Raw genomic sequence first — 15491 nt, forward strand, 5'->3', positions numbered from 1 at the left:
GGGTAAATAACCACTCACTTGTCGATGACTTCTACAGAAAAATCAACCTTCACATTCAAGGAGGACGCTACGGAACAGTATTTGTCTATGGTCAACCTGGCTACTTTCCGGAGTTCTTCCTCGGTGGTATCGGGCGAGATCAGGATATATTTGGAATGAATTTTATTAAACTTTTTCGGAGGATCCTCATTGCGCCAGCCTTCGGTTTCAACTATGATTTCTTTGATGGTTTTCCTTTTTTTCCTGAGCATGGAAACGATATCCACAACGGCGCAACCTGCAACAGCAGATAGCAGCAATTCAGTGGGTGACAACCCTTTTTTTTCATCTTTTTCCCGCATGTCAATTTGGATGCTATCCCCATTTTCATTGGTCGCTTCGTACACGTAGTCTGAAATATACCTTGTTTTGTTGATCATATGAATTGATAAAAAGTGTTTTACATATTTCTTCGATATTGTCCGCCCACCTCAAACAAGGCATGGGTTATTTGTCCAAGGGAGCAATATTTTGTTACTTCCATCAGCGAAGCAAACAGGTTTTGGTTCATAACGGCGGCTTTTTGCAATTGATTCAGTAATTCTGCCGATTTTTTGGCATTTCTTTTATGCAAGGCCGCGAGCATTTCGATCTGGAATTCTTTTTCATCTTTTGTAGCCCTTATTACTTCTCCGGGTATGATGGTGGGAGAGCCTTTTGAAGAAAGGAAGGTATTAACACCGATAATAGGATATTCACCGGTATGCTTGAGGGTTTCGTAGTACAGACTTTCTTCCTGAATTTTACTTCGCTGGTACATGGTTTCCATGGCACCCAGCACCCCGCCCCGTTCTGTAATCCGGTCAAATTCCATTAAAACTGCTTCTTCCACCAAATCTGTCAATTCCTCGATAATAAAGCTACCCTGCAGTGGGTTTTCGTTTTTTGCCTGTCCCAATTCCTTGTTGATGATGAGTTGAATGGCCATGGCCCTTCTTACCGAATCTTCCGTAGGGGTGGTTATGGCTTCATCATAGGCATTGGTGTGAAGGGAATTACAATTATCATATATGGCATATAGCGCCTGCAATGTGGTCCTGATATCGTTAAAATCTATTTCCTGCGCATGCAGGGACCTGCCGGAAGTTTGAATATGATACTTAAGCATTTGTGACCGTGCATCCGCACCATACTTGTTTTTCATGGCCTTGGCCCAGATCCTGCGGGCTACCCGTCCGATTACTGCATATTCCGGATCGACGCCATTCGAGAAAAAGAATGACAAATTAGGCGCAAATTTATTAATATCCATTCCCCTGGAAACATAATACTCCACAAAGGTGAACCCATTGGCCAGGGTAAAAGCCAGTTGTGAAATAGGATTGGCTCCGGCTTCTGCTATGTGGTAGCCTGAGATGGATACGGAATAAAAATTGCGCACATGATGATCGATGAAGTATTGCTGTACGTCTCCCATCAGTCTTAGTGAAAACTCCGTGGAAAATATACAGGTGTTCTGGGCCTGATCTTCTTTCAGAATGTCGGCCTGTACCGTGCCCCGTACTTTGCCGAGGGTATCGGATTTGATTTTTTCATACACTTCTTCCGGTAATACCTGATCGCCGGTAAGCCCCAGCAACATCAGGCCCAAACCATCATTTCCCTCGGGAAGATCACCATTGTAGGTGGGCTTTGGAACGCCCATGTCCTGAAAAATCTTGTCGATTTTTTGATTAATTTCTGCTTCCAGCCCGTTTTCTTTGATGTATATTTCACATTGCTGATCAATGGCTGCATTCATGAAAAAGGCACAAATGGTGGCTGCTGGCCCATTGATAGTCATGGATACAGAAGTTTTGGGATCGGCAAGATGGAACCCGGAATAAAGTTTTTTGGCGTCGTCGAGGCAGCAGACATTTACACCCGAGTTGCCAATTTTTCCGTAAATGTCGGGGCGGTGGTCCGGATCTTCACCGTACAAGGTAACAGAATCAAAGGCGGTGGACAGGCGGTTGGCGGGTAAACCCAGTGATACGTAATGAAATCTTTTATTGGTACGCTCGGGGCCCCCTTCGCCGGCAAACATGCGCGTTGGGTCTTCACCTAGCCTTTTAAATGGAAATACCCCTGCTGTGTAAGGGAATTCTCCCGGCACATTTTCCTGCAAAAGCCAGGTCAGTAAATCACCCCAGGCTTCGTATTTGGGCAAGCTGATTTTGGGTATTTTTGAATGGGATAACGATTGGGTATGTGTTGCTATCTTTATTTCTTTCCCTCTGACCTCGTAGGTAAAAAACGCATCTTTGTATTGTTTAACCTTTTCCGGCCATTCGTCCAGCAGTTTTTTGTTTTTTGGCACCAGATCAAGGGTCAATTCTTCAATCAGTTGATCCAGGTGACCGTTCAGGACGGCCTTGTCATCCCGTTGGCTGTCATCGATGACAGCCTTTGTTTTGTATAAGCCAAAAAGCTTTTGGGCAATTGCCGCCTGTTCGCGTACCCATTGATCATAAGCCCGGTTATTTTCGGCTATTTCAGACAAATACCTGGTTTTATTGGGAGGAATGATGTAGATCTTTTCCGACATTTCCTCCGTAATTTCAAAGCCCGATGGCAGATCTGCGCCTGTCTTTTCACTGATTTCATCTATGACGGTCCGGTAAAGACGATTCATACCCGGATCGTTGAACTGAGAGGCAATGGTGCCAAACACCGGCAGGTCATCGTCATTGGTTTCCCAAAGGCCATGGTTCCGCTTGTATTGCTTTTTTACATCCCTTAATGCATCCAGGGCGCCTCTTTTGTCAAATTTGTTAAGCGCTATGATATCTGCAAAATCCAGCATGTCAATCTTTTCCAGTTGTGTGGCAGCACCATATTCCGGGGTCATTACATACAGCGACAGATCCGAATGCTCTATGATTTCCGTATCCGATTGGCCGATCCCCGAGGTCTCGAGGATAATGAGGTCATAGCCCGCTGCTTTCACAACATTGACAGCCTCCCGGACATACTTTGACAAGGCCAGATTTGATTGCCGGGTAGCCAGCGAACGCATATAAACCCGGCTGTTGTTAATGGCATTCATCCTGATCCGGTCGCCGAGCAGGGCTCCACCTGTTTTTCTTTTTGAAGGGTCGACAGAGATGATGGCGACGGACTTTTCCTTGAAATCTATCAAAAACCTTCGCACGAGTTCATCTACCAGCGAGGACTTACCGGCACCACCGGTTCCGGTAATGCCGAGCACAGGTGAAGAGGTGGGTGTTGCTTTAATATCTGCCAAAACCTTTGCTGATTTTTCAGGATAGTTCTCCGCAGCAGAAATCAACCTGGCAATGGTTTTCGGCTCTTTATTTTCCAGAGGTGTAAGCGCGCCGTTTAATTTTTCTCCGATGGGATAATCGGATTTTTCCACCAGGTCGTTGATCATGCCCTGCAGCCCCATGGCACGGCCATCGTCGGGTGAATAGATGCGGGTGATGCCATAGTGGTGCAATTCTTCGATCTCTTCAGGAAGAATGGTGCCACCCCCACCTCCGAATATTTTTATGTGCCCTGCACCTTTTTCTTTAAGCAGGTCATACATATATTTTAAGTATTCGACATGGCCTCCCTGATAAGAGGTGATCGCTATAGCCTGTGCATCTTCCTGAATAGCACAATCGACTATTTCCTGAACGGAGCGGTTATGGCCAAGGTGTATGACCTCCACACCGGTGGACTGAATGATCCTTCTCATGATGTTAATGGCGGCGTCGTGGCCATCGAAAAGTGAGGCCGCCGTAACAATCCTAATAGGGTTTTTAGGTTTATAAATTGCCTTAACAGTTACTGACATATCGGGTTTTGCTTGTTTATTTACTGGCAAAAATACTCAATAATTTAGAAGCTTCTTAATTTGTTGTAAGGCAATTTGGTTGTCATTGCTTTCTATGCTTTTCATGATGTGCTTTTTTTCTTTGCTGGTGAGGCGCCAGCTTAATGAGGCGCGCTGAGTCGTATATTCTTCCTGTGAAATCGGTTGGTCACTGTGGGTATTTTTAGTCTGGGGCCTGTATGTCATCGGCTGGTTCACATACTGTAATTCTATTTTCCGAAGAGGGCCGCCAAACCATGATTGGGCAAATTCCACAAGGTTATCATTATTAAAATCCTGGATATTGTCCCAGTTGACATAAAGGCTTCGGATGGGGGTGAAAAACTTCTGAAACAACGAGAACCCACGGCTTTCGGTGATAGGGCTGTTTTTATCTGAGTCGCGCAAAGACAGTAGGATGACCCCTCCGGTATTCTCATGAATCCAGTCTTTAAAAACAAATAAAAACCGGATGGCATCGGCAATCCCAAAATTGTCAGAAATGCCTGAATCCATGATTTCCATGACCGGTTCACTGGGTAGTGTGATGTTTGGGGTGATGTAGGGAAAGGTAGCACTCATCCTTAAAGCACTTAAAAACCGTAAGTTGTCTCCCCCTTGTCCATGGAAAAATTGGCTGAATTCTATGCCTTTGATTCTATCCAGGTTAAATCTTTGACTGTTGATATCAGCAGTGTTCATGTAAGCAATACCCTGCGGGGAAATAAACAGCTTTCTGCCGTCATTGATGATGGTGGGTGACATGATCAACATCGGAATGCGGGATTGCTGCTCAGGGAGCTTGTAGGCTGATAGCGGTTTATCGAGTATGAAGTTCGTATTCCTGTTTAGTTGTTGCTCAAAAGCATAACCACGGTCTTTCAGATATTTTTTGCCCTCATACCTGAAAAATTGTGGAAACGGGATAAAAAGATCATTGACGAGCAGGGTAAAAATAATGGGATTTAAATGGTCGGAGGCAATATTGTAAAGGTGGCGGTCGTCGTAAATTGAAACCTGCTCGCCGTTCTTTTTTCTCAGGGTCAATTCCCTGAAGTAACTTAGTCCCAGCAACCCGCCCGAAGCGCCGGTCATGAGCATGGTATGATCCATCAATTTGCCGCCGGTAATGCTATCTGCCTTTTGAATCGCCGTGGTTGTCCAAAGGGCGGAACGCAAGCCTCCACCGCTGGAGCAAATTAAAACCATAGGAGGTTTTGAGTTCGCAGGAAATTTACGCCTCCAGTTATTTAAAATTTTGTGAGTATTGGTGATGTCAGTATTGATGCGCTCCAGGGTATTGGATTCTTTTAGGGCCTGTAAAGTATAATTAGCCTTATCCGACCCATATTCCAGGCCGTATGCCTGGTATGATCTTTCGAGTATTTCAGCTTTTACCACTACATTCAGCACAACAATGAATACGATAATAGAAAATATGGTCCAACCCCTGAACCAATAAGTGATAGCGCCGGCAATCATGATAAGAATAGTTAAAAACAACACCGAGCTGGCCGCTGCAGGTATTTGAAAAAAACCAAAATCCCGAAATACCCCCAGCACCAGAATAAGTACGATGATAAAAGCCTGAAGAATCACGGAATTCAGATGATTTTGATCAAAAACTTTCAACAATACATCTTTGTCATATTTATGCAGAATGTTTTTGGTTACCTTTCTGCGTCTGAACTTTAGCCTCAATGAAAGATTAATGTAGTTATCTACCCTGATAGGGTTTTTGGGCTCAAACAAATATTTACTCATGATCTGCGCCCGGGTGGCTTTGACCTTTTTTAAGCGTTTGTCTACATTGGAAGCCAGGATTTTAAATACATCCTTGTTGGTGCTCCAGAAATACGTAAATGTCAGGCCAATGATAAAAATCATGCCCGTACTAAACCCTGATAACAGAAAAAGAATGGTCAGAATGTCTTTGTTTTCAGCAAAATACTGAAACCGGAAAATGTTGGTGACATAAGTAAAAACAAAAATTAACGGTATAATACTGTTGTTGATACAGTACTTGGTAAAAGGCCTGGTAAGCCCGGCCAGAAAGCTGAACCTTTCTGCATCGATGATATAACTGGTAGTGTGAAAAGCCATGATAAACACACCGATTGAAATACCCGTAATAAAAAAACTCCAGAAATTAGTGCTGCCCAGATATTCAGGGTCCAGAAACAAGTAAGGTATACCCAGCAACCTGCCGAAACTATTGGTAACAATAAAGAACAAAATGACCCAGCTAAACAGTAATGCGTGGTTTTTTCTTATATGATTTAACAGTAGTTGAACAGGAAAGGAATAAACTATTTTATCTATCATTCTCTTTTACTCCATAAAACAAAGATGATAAAAAAATAGTCAAATCAGGGATAAAAAATTCAAAAATCCGGTCTTCGTGCTATTTTTCCAATTCTTTTTCTGAGCCGGCGTACAACTCATATTTCAGTAAGCGGCATTCGATTTTACCATTAAAAAACGGTATCTTTCTTTGAGTCCTTAATCCGACTTTTTTGCCCAGTTGGGAGTTGCCTGTAAAAATATAGCCAGTTTTTCCGGTGCAGTGATTTTTAAAAAAGTCACCAATAGCGGTATACAGGGGCTTCAGCATTTTTACCTCTCCGATTCTCTCCCCATATGGGGGGTTGAGGATAACGATGCCGTTTCCGGGAGGAATGGTGGCCGATGAAAAGTCACGGTGTTCAAATTGGATGATATCTTCAACCTGAGCGGCGCGGGCGTTGCTTTTTGAAGCATCCAAAGCGCGGGTATTGTTGTCGCTGGCCATAATCTTTCCCTTTATTTTGTTTCTGATGTTTTTTTGGGCCGACAGTTTTATCCTTTTCCATACGTTGGCATCATACATTTTCAGATGCATAAAACCGAAGTTTTTCCTTGATAGCCCCGGGGAGATGTTCAGGCCTATCAAAGCCGCTTCTATGGCTAAGGTACCGCTACCGCACATAGGATTGATGAAATGATCTTCAGGGGTCCATTCTGTACTTAAAATAATCGCTGATGCCAGTGATTCCATGAGCGGAGCCCTGAAGGGTATTTTCCGGTAGTTATGCTTCGCAATGGTTTCGCCGCTTGTGTCAAAATAGACCGCTGCCCGGTCCTCCACCCAATGAAGAAATATAACAGCCCTGCTTTTCTCCGGGCCTGAGTCCGGCCTTTGCCCGGTTTTTGCTATCATCCTGTCAGCAATCGCATCCTTGACACGGAGGTTGGCAAACCGCGTATCCCTGATATGTTGGTTATGAACATAGGAATTAATACTTACATAACCGTCTTGATACAAGAATTTTTCCCAGGGAATGACCTTGATATTTTTGTAGAGTCTGTCAGGATCAAAGGCTTTGAATTCGGAGATTAAAAACAGCACCCGGTGGGCTGTACGCAGATGCATGTTCAGAAAGAGACAATCTTCAAAAGTACCCCTTATTGTAACATCGAACCTGTTTTCAGATTCAATTTTGTAGCCCAAACCGATCAGTTCGCGACTTAATATCCGGGTTGTTTCCCTGGCACATGTGATAACAATTTTTGACCTGGCAATCATTGGTAATCCTTTGGTTCGCCAAAGGTAATATTGTTGCGGTCAAAAAATGCACAGGTAAAATATTTATGTTGACAAAATACCGGGAAAAGCTTGAATTATAATCGCAACGCCTTATCTTCACACTGTACAAAAAGTTTATTTCTAATGAGAACCTGGTTTATCTGTAAGGCGAAATATCAAAAAGAAAATGAACAGGGTCAGATAAAAAATGTCACCGAACCTTATCTGGTAGACGCTTTCAGCTACACTGAAGCGGAATCAAGGATTTATGAAGTGCTTGAGAACATGATAAGTGGTGATTTTTTAATTGCGCAGATTACCAAAAGTAATATTAGTGATGTTTTTTACTTTGAAGGATTTGATCTATGGTTTAAAGGCAAAATCATTTACCACGTCACTGACGGGGATTCGGGTAAGGAAAAGAAGGTAACCAATTACATGTTTGTTTCAGCGGAAAATGTAAAAGATGCCTACGATAAGCTCGAGGAAAGCCTTCAAAACATGATGGTAAGTTATAACATAACCAGCATTTCAGAAAGCCCGGTATTGGAGGTATTCCCCTACAACAGTTCGGATGAAAACACGACTGATGAGGTGCCTGCCAATCTAAAACCATTGTCAGAGATTAATTAATTATCTGAATATCAAAATATTAACTATCTTGGGGCCTGTAAATTACAGTCAAAAAATACCGGAAATTGCATAAACATGGCCGTTTTTCTCCCCAATAGGTAAATTTCTTACGTGGCCATTACGCACGTTTCTTACATAACTTCCCGGTATTTTAAGTTTTTTAATAAAATTTAGGGTATTTTCGTAGGTAAATTGTATTTTTCTTATATAAATGGGAATGATACAAACAGGTTATTGCAAAAGTTGGCTGAATTATTGAGAGGAAGCATATGGGAATAGTGATTATGGATCTTGAAAAAGAAAGAAAAGATCAACTGCAGATAATCAAAAGATTTGCAGCCTCTTTAACCGACAAAAATACGGTTGAGGAGATCATTTGGGATGTGGCCGATAATGTCATTTCCAAATTAGGGTTCATTGATTGTATCATTTATTTATTAGATACTGAAAAGGAAATACTGGAGCAGAAGGCCGCCTACGGCCCGAAAAGTCCGGAGCCTTATATGATCAAAGACCCGATCGTGCTGCGACTTGGCCAGGGAATTGTAGGTAAAGTGGCTGCTTCGGGCCAATCACAAATTGTCAATGACGTTTCGACCGATCCTGACTATGTGGTAGATGATGCGTACAGGGCATCGGAAATTGCTGTGCCGATATTAGTACAGGACCAGGTGATCGGCGTTATTGACTCGGAACATTCCGAGAAGGATTTTTTTAAAGAAGAGCACCTGCACCTGCTGGAGACAATAGCTGCTATCATAGGTTCCAAAGTTTTGATGCTCAGGGCTTATGATACACTTAAAGTACAAACGAGGGACTTGCAGATTATCAATTCTCTTTACAAACAGAGTGCTTTTGTCATATCACATGACATCAAATCCCCTTTGGCCAACATTCGTGGCCTGATCGATATCTACCGGTTAAACCAGAAAAACGGCAATGAGGAGGAAAATGATCAGATCATTACACTGATTGAATCTTCCGCCAAAAAACTTACAAGTAAGATCGATGACCTAAATAAAGTAATTGATGCCAGAAATGAGCCTTCCAAAACCGCTGAAACCATAGATTTCAGCCAGCTCCTTTACAACATCAAAATGGTCATTTCGCTTGAGATAAGAAACAAGCAAGCCATCATTAAAGAAGACTTTTCAGCAGCAGAAAATGTCAGATATCCACGGAGTTATCTTGAAAGCATTATTCTGAATCTTTTAACCAATGCTATAAAGTACAAAGCCAAAGACCGTAATCCGGTCATTGATCTTAAAACAGAAAAAATACCTGGTTACACGCTGCTTACCGTAGCTGATAACGGCATCGGTATAGATCTGAAAAAAAATGGAGAAAAGCTTTTTCGCCTTTTCCAAAGATTTCACCGCTCGGTCGAAGGTAAGGGGCTGGGGCTGAACCTCGTTAAATCCCAGGTAGAATCCCTTGGCGGCAAAATAGAGGTCGAAAGCGAAGTAGGGGAGGGTACGGTTTTTAAAGTATATTTGAAGGATTTGGGGTAGTGGTCGATACTCCCTGCTTTCTTCCGGCCTTAACAATTTCGTAATCATCTGACAACCTCGTTCCAAAGCGCAGGACTTGACTTTCATTCGAATTTTCTGTTATGATGCTTTATGGCCTGGTTCTTATTGGGGTTTTATGTATTTCGGTTATTTTCAGTCAGTTTGGGGTGAAAGACCTGGATATTCCTTACCTCCTTTCCGGACTGTTCGGGGTTTATCTGCTTTTATGTGCCTACGCAGCCATCGGCTTATTCATGTCCTCTTTAACTTCTTATCAGGTCGTTGCCGCATAGGAACCCTGGCCTTACTGGCTTTGTTGAATTATGTCGGTGGCGTTGGGCAGGACATCGATTTTGTCAGGGACATCACTTATTGGATTTCTATTTCGGGCCGCGCAAAGGAAATGGTTGGCAGTTTGATTTCCAGCGAAGACGTACTGTATTTCCTTATTATCATCGTCATGTTTATCTCTTTTACCATGGTGAAATTGCAATCGGGTAAGGTCAGGAAAAAAGCAGTTATTGCAGGAAGGTATGCTTTAATCTCACCCCTGACTCCTCTCTCCTGACCCCAGACTCCTACAAATCTCCTCTTTTCGCCGCTTTTTTCATTTTTTCATTGGCGTAGATGGCCACCTCGACCCGCCGGTTTTTCTGCCTGCCTTCGGCGGTTTCATTCTCAGAAATGGGTTGATTTTCTCCATAGCCAATAGTAGTAAGCCTTTGACCGGATACCCCGAGCGTCATTAAGTATCCCGATACCGAGTTGGCCCTTTTTTCCGAAAGGGTTTGATTATAAGATTCGGAGCCTGAACTATCGGTATGCCCTTCGATCAGGATATCCGTGTCCTCGTATTTTTTTAAGGTTTCCGCAAGGTCGGAAAGATTGTTTTTTGTAGCCTGGTTAAGGTCTGATGAATTAAGTGCAAACATCAGCCCTGAATCAAAAGTAATTTTAATACCTTCGCCGACACGTACTATTTCTGCACCTTCGAGGTCTTGTCTTAGTTCTTCGGCCTGTCTGTCCATTCTTCTGCCGATCAGGGCACCGGCCGTGCCGCCAACGGCTGCGCCGATTATGGCACCTACAGCAGTATTGCCGGCAGCTTTGCCTACCAGTGCTCCGACAGCACCTCCGGCGCCGGCGCCGATAGCTCCACCTTTTACCGTTCTGCTCGCGTTACAACTTGTCAGCGTTCCGGAGCTTACAGAAAGCATTAGCAAAATGCTCATCGTTAAAATTGATATTGACCGTACTTTCATAGTAGTTATATTTGTTTTAGTTGTATAATTTGAATTAATGTTTCAAAAAGAATACCTGACTGTTCAACAATCTGTTGCCTGTTTTACAATCAGTTAGGTAAATCTGACTTTTTGAAGTCTTTTAATCGCGTAGAAACTTCTACATATTGAGGATAAGTGAAGTAAGTTATTCCAATGGAATTTGTTGAAATTTCACCATAGCTTCACCTTTAAATGCTTCACGAGGTTTTAAATTGAGTATTTGAAACATTTCCTTATCACTGTCTTCGCCAGGATTAGGCGTGGTCAATAATTTGTCGCCTGCAAATATCGAGTTGGCACCAGCCAGAAAACAAAGGGCTTGTTCCTCAGTAGTCATTTTTACCCTTCCGGCCGAAAGCCTTACCATAGCCTTGGGCATCATGATACGGGCTGTTGCTATCATTCGCACCATTTCCCAAACAGAAACCCTTTCTTGGTTTTCCAAGGGGGTGCCTGCAACAGGTACCAATGCATTTACCGGTACTGACTCAGGATGTTCCGGCAGATTAGCCAGTGTCAGTAACATGCCGATGCGGTCCTGGTCACCTTCGCCCATGCCTATGATGCCACCCGAGCAAACCGAAATTTTGGCATTTCTTACATTATCCAGCGTTTTTAACCGGTCATCATATTTTCTTGTACTGATAATTTCACCATAATGCTCCTCGCTGGTGTCGAGATTGTGGTTGTAGGCATACAATCCTGCTTCTTTTAATTTTGCTGCTTGTTCAGCGGTTAACATGCCCAGTGTACAGCAGACTTCCATGCCCAAATTATTAACCCCTTTAACCATCTCCAGCACTTTATCAAAATCGCGGTTGTCCCGCACTTCCCGCCAGGCGGCACCCATGCAAAACCTGGTACTACCCGCTTCCCTGGCTTTTTGTGCATGATCCAACACTTCCTCTACCGGTAAAAGTTTGTGTACATCAACATCGGTGTGGTATCTGGCAGCCTGAGGACAATAGGCGCAATCTTCAGGACAACCCCCGGTTTTCACCGATAATAAGGTACATACCTGCACCTCCTGCGGATCATTATGTTGCCTGTGTACCGTTGCTGCCTCATAGATCAGGTCCAAAACAGGCCTGTGGTAAATGGCCGATACTTCCTCCCTGTTCCAGTTATTTTTGATTTCGCTCATGCAGTTATTATTTAAAGCATAAATATAATAACATTCAGACTTCGCAGGTAATAAGTGTTGATAAAAAAAGCGGTTATTCCAGTGTTATTTCATACATCATCCGGGCCTGCAGGCCCTTCAGATTTTCCAGGGATTTAATTTTTTTGATCAAAGGATAAAGATCACCGGTTTTGCCTTTTAACAACCTTGATTCCAGGTCACTGCTAAACTCTTCCTTGACCTGCTCAAAGAAGCTTTTTTGCCTTGGATAATACCTCACTTTGTAGTCGTCTGCGATTCCTGCTGCGTTTACGGCAACCTCGATGGCGTCGTCCAATCCACCCAGCATATCCACCAATCCGTTTTCCTGGGCCTGTTGACCCGACCATACTCTGCCACTGGCAATTTTTTTGAGATCTTCCACAGTCATATTCCTGTTATTGGCCGCTTTTGTGACAAAATCCTCATAACCCTCATTAACATTACTTTGCAGGATTTGCCTTTCTCCTTCTGTGAGGCTTCGTGTGAAAGTATAAATGTCAGAGTACCCCCCGGTGTTGACCACATCGGTGGTGATACCAAGTTTATTGTCAAGGAACTTTTCAAGATTGAACATCGTCATAAAAATGCCGATGGATCCGGTGATGGTAGATGGCTCAGCTACGATTGTATCACAGCCCATGGCAATATAATAGCCTCCCGAGGCAGCATAATCCGACATAGAGGCAATGACTGGTTTCACTTCCCTGGTTAACATTACCTCCCTCCAGATAACATCAGAAGCCAACGCACTACCCCCGGGGGAATTTACCCGGATCACAACTGCCTTTATCTTGTCATTTTTTCTGGCTTTTCTTATTTCCTTGGCAAAGGCCGTAGACCCAATGCTGGAATTGTCACCATTGCCCCCCATAATTTCGCCCGAACCGATAATGACAGCCACCCGGTTTTTGGAGGTATTCTTTTTAGAGATTGATTTATGGTATTTTTCAAATCCGATAAAATTAATTTTATCGTCTTCGCCCAGTTCCAGTTTAGTTTTTATATCGTCCAATACCTCATCGAAATATTTAAGCCCCGTAATCAATTCCGATTCCAGCGCATGTTCTGGTGTTCTTACCAACATCGAATCCGAAATATTAGTCAACCGTTCTACCGGTATCGATCTGGAGGCGGCCACTTTTTCGAGGTAATTGCCATAAATGGAATTTAACAGCGATTCCAGTTGTTGCCGGTTTTCGTCGCTCATATCTTTTCTCAGAAAGGGTTCTACCGCACTTTTAAAATCCCCGACCCTGAAAATCTCAGGCTCGATTTCCAGTTTGTCAAGCATCCCTTTGAGAAAGGTTACATTGGCACTGATGCCGTTCAACTCAAAATAACCCCGGGGGTTTAAGTAGATGTCATCAGCCGTGGAGGCGAGATAATAACCGCCCTCGGTGTAGATTTCGGCGTAGGAAGTAATGAATTTTCCGGAAGTTTTAAAGTCTTCCAGGGCCTTATGAATCGCTCCAATACTGGCAAATCCACCCATTGGAATCCCTGATTCCAGATAAATGCCTTTGATTTTTTCATTTTCCTTGGCATCCCGGATGGATTCGATCAACTCAATCAGGCCTACGTTGCTTGAATATCCTGTAAATAGTTCGTTAAAAGGATCCTTAAAAGCACGCTCGCCGATTGGTTTGTTTAATTTTATATGTAACACGGAGTTTTCCTTGACGGTAACCACTTCCTCGGAAGTAGCCAAGGAAACAAAAGCTCCGATAAAAATGATCACGATAACAGAGAAAATAAATAATCCCACTAATGTCGCTAACAGATTTCTTAAAAACTTCATTATTTAGATTGGTTTGTTGTATGTTGCGCGTAAAAATACGCATATTAGTCGCTTTTTAAAATTCATTTTATACAACTGGAGGCACTGTAAGATGGACGGAATATATTTATTGCTGGGAACTAATCTGGGAAATAAACCCTTGAATCTGCAAAGAGGTAAAACCGGGGTTGAGGAGTTAATGGGGGCAATTATTAAACAATCCTCTGTTTATCGAACCGCCGCCTGGGGCGTCGAAAATCAGCATTCGTTTTTGAATCAGGTAGTGAAAATCAAAAGTGAGCTTTCACCGGAGCAAATACTTGAAAAGATTTTTATGATTGAAAAATCCATGGGTAGGGTTCGTGAAGGTAAATGGTCGGAAAGGATTATCGACATCGATCTATTGTATTACTATGACAGAATTATCGACACTCATCAGTTACAGGTTCCGCACCGTGAATTGCAAAACAGGAATTTTACCCTTGTTCCCCTGGTAGAAATTGCAGCCAATGAAATCCATCCGGTATTTCACAAGACTCAAAAAGAACTGCATAAGTTGTGCAAAGACCGACTGGAAGTAGTCTCGTTAACCGGTAAATAAATTATCAGAAGTTTTTGGCAAACCTCTAAACTTCTGCTGCCTTATCTAAACTTCCGCCACTTCGGCTTCCCGGTAGATTTTTTTCACCAAACCTTGTAAAACCTTTCCCGGACCACATTCAATGAATGTTCCGGCACCATCTTCAACCATTTTTTGCACCGATTGCGACCACCGGACCGGTGCTGTGAGCTGTGCGATGATGTTGGTCTTGATGGCTTCAGTATCAGTCGATGGCAAGGCATTTACATTTTGATATATGGGGCATGCAGGCCTGCTGAAAATGGTGTTTTCAATCGCTTCCGCTAGTTCCTGGCGTGCAGTTTCCATCAAAGGTGAATGAAATGCACCTCCCACGGGAAGAGGGAGTGCCCTTTTTGCCCCTGCTGCCTTTAGTTTTTCACAGGCAATCTCTATTCCCCGGTTAGACCCTGAAATTACCAATTGCCCCGGGCTATTGTAATTAGCGGGTACCACCACTTCTTCTATTTCCAGGCATATTTTTTCTACCACATCATCATCGAGCCCCAAAATAGCAGCCATACCGGAGGGGTTTGTCTCACAGGCCCTTTGCATGGCCATGGCTCTTTTCGATACCAGTTTTAATCCATCCTCAAAAGAAAGTGTTTTGTTGGCTACCAGGGCTGAAAATTCCCCCAGAGAATGGCCAGCTACCATTTCGGGTTCAAAATCCTCTGTAGTCCTCGCCAATATGACCGAGTGCAAAAAGATGGCAGGTTGGGTGACTTTAGTTTGTTTTAATTCCTCGGCAGTACCTGCAAACATGATTTCCGAGATGTTAAATCCGAGTATTTCATCAGCCTGCATAAAAAGTTCTCTGGCCTCATCAGCGCTCTCGTAAAGGTCATTTCCCATGCCGGGGAATTGAGAGCCCTGTCCTGGGAAAATATAAGCTTTTTTCATGGGTGTATGTTTGTTTAAAGTGACGGCAAAAATATAACTTTTCCGGTAATTCCGCTATCTATTGACAAAAATGTGCACCCAAACTTTTTATCTCACCAGATGAATCCAGCCATTTAATTTTATCTTTGCCGTATTTTGATCGTAAACCTCAAAGGTGACGCCGGCCTCATAATCATATACTCAGGCTGCCAATTGGG

General features: G+C 43.2%; 12 protein-coding genes. 4 read left to right on the top strand and 8 right to left on the bottom strand.

The window, feature by feature from the left end:
• Positions 1-14: 14 nt before the first annotated feature.
• The 4 genes from AC04NP_RS01520 to AC04NP_RS01535 all read right to left on the bottom strand — a co-directional run bounded on the left by AC04NP_RS01520 (position 15) and on the right by AC04NP_RS01535 (position 7403).
• Entirely contained in the window at positions 15-419 is a 405-nt protein-coding gene (locus AC04NP_RS01520) for an OsmC family protein (RefSeq protein ID WP_482857532.1), read from the bottom strand.
• 20 nt (positions 420-439) lie between these two features.
• A complete protein-coding gene (locus AC04NP_RS01525) occupies positions 440-3820 on the bottom strand; it encodes a methylmalonyl-CoA mutase family protein (RefSeq protein WP_482857533.1) in 3381 nt (1126 codons plus the stop codon).
• A gap of 36 nt (positions 3821-3856) precedes the next feature.
• Positions 3857-6163, bottom strand: coding sequence for a patatin-like phospholipase family protein (locus AC04NP_RS01530; RefSeq protein ID WP_482857534.1), 2307 nt, complete (start codon positions 6161-6163; stop codon positions 3857-3859).
• Between the two features lie 79 nt (positions 6164-6242).
• Positions 6243-7403: a THUMP domain-containing class I SAM-dependent RNA methyltransferase gene (locus AC04NP_RS01535; protein ID WP_482857535.1), complete on the bottom strand. Its 1161-nt coding sequence runs from the start codon at positions 7401-7403 to the stop codon at positions 6243-6245.
• Positions 7404-7547: 144 nt separating this feature from the next.
• Here AC04NP_RS01535 and AC04NP_RS01540 point away from each other — a divergent pair, with 144 nt between their 5' ends.
• The 3 genes from AC04NP_RS01540 to AC04NP_RS01550 all read left to right on the top strand — a co-directional run bounded on the left by AC04NP_RS01540 (position 7548) and on the right by AC04NP_RS01550 (position 10115).
• Positions 7548-8036 carry a DUF4494 domain-containing protein gene (locus AC04NP_RS01540; protein ID WP_482857536.1) on the top strand — a complete coding sequence of 163 codons (489 nt, stop codon included), beginning with the start codon at positions 7548-7550 and terminating at the stop codon, positions 8034-8036.
• Positions 8037-8305: 269 nt separating this feature from the next.
• Positions 8306-9547 (top strand): ATP-binding protein, encoded by a 1242-nt coding sequence (locus AC04NP_RS01545; protein WP_482857537.1) that lies wholly within the window; start codon positions 8306-8308, stop codon positions 9545-9547.
• A gap of 226 nt (positions 9548-9773) precedes the next feature.
• Positions 9774-10115: a hypothetical protein gene (locus tag AC04NP_RS01550; RefSeq protein WP_482857538.1), complete on the top strand. Its 342-nt coding sequence runs from the start codon at positions 9774-9776 to the stop codon at positions 10113-10115.
• A 10-nt stretch (positions 10116-10125) separates the two neighbouring features.
• Here AC04NP_RS01550 and AC04NP_RS01555 read toward each other — a convergent pair whose 3' ends face one another.
• From AC04NP_RS01555 to sppA, 3 genes are all read right to left on the bottom strand, one after another.
• A complete protein-coding gene (locus AC04NP_RS01555) occupies positions 10126-10779 on the bottom strand; it encodes a YiaD family glycine zipper/OmpA-like lipoprotein (RefSeq protein ID WP_482857539.1) in 654 nt (217 codons plus the stop codon).
• 196 nt (positions 10780-10975) lie between these two features.
• Positions 10976-11974, bottom strand: a complete 999-nt coding sequence (bioB, locus tag AC04NP_RS01560; RefSeq protein ID WP_482857540.1) for a biotin synthase BioB — start codon at positions 11972-11974, stop codon at positions 10976-10978.
• 73 nt (positions 11975-12047) lie between these two features.
• A complete protein-coding gene (gene sppA / locus AC04NP_RS01565) occupies positions 12048-13793 on the bottom strand; it encodes a signal peptide peptidase SppA (protein ID WP_482857541.1) in 1746 nt (581 codons plus the stop codon).
• Between the two features lie 91 nt (positions 13794-13884).
• Here sppA and folK point away from each other — a divergent pair, with 91 nt between their 5' ends.
• Entirely contained in the window at positions 13885-14373 is a 489-nt protein-coding gene (gene folK, locus AC04NP_RS01570) for a 2-amino-4-hydroxy-6-hydroxymethyldihydropteridine diphosphokinase (protein WP_482857542.1), read from the top strand.
• Positions 14374-14418: 45 nt separating this feature from the next.
• Here the strand turns inward: folK and fabD are convergent, their stop codons facing one another.
• Complete coding sequence (gene fabD, locus AC04NP_RS01575) at positions 14419-15294, bottom strand: ACP S-malonyltransferase (RefSeq protein WP_482857543.1); 876 nt, start codon at positions 15292-15294, stop codon at positions 14419-14421.
• Positions 15295-15491 lie beyond the last annotated feature (197 nt).

The organism is Agaribacillus sp. DX54 (genome assembly GCF_056858335.1).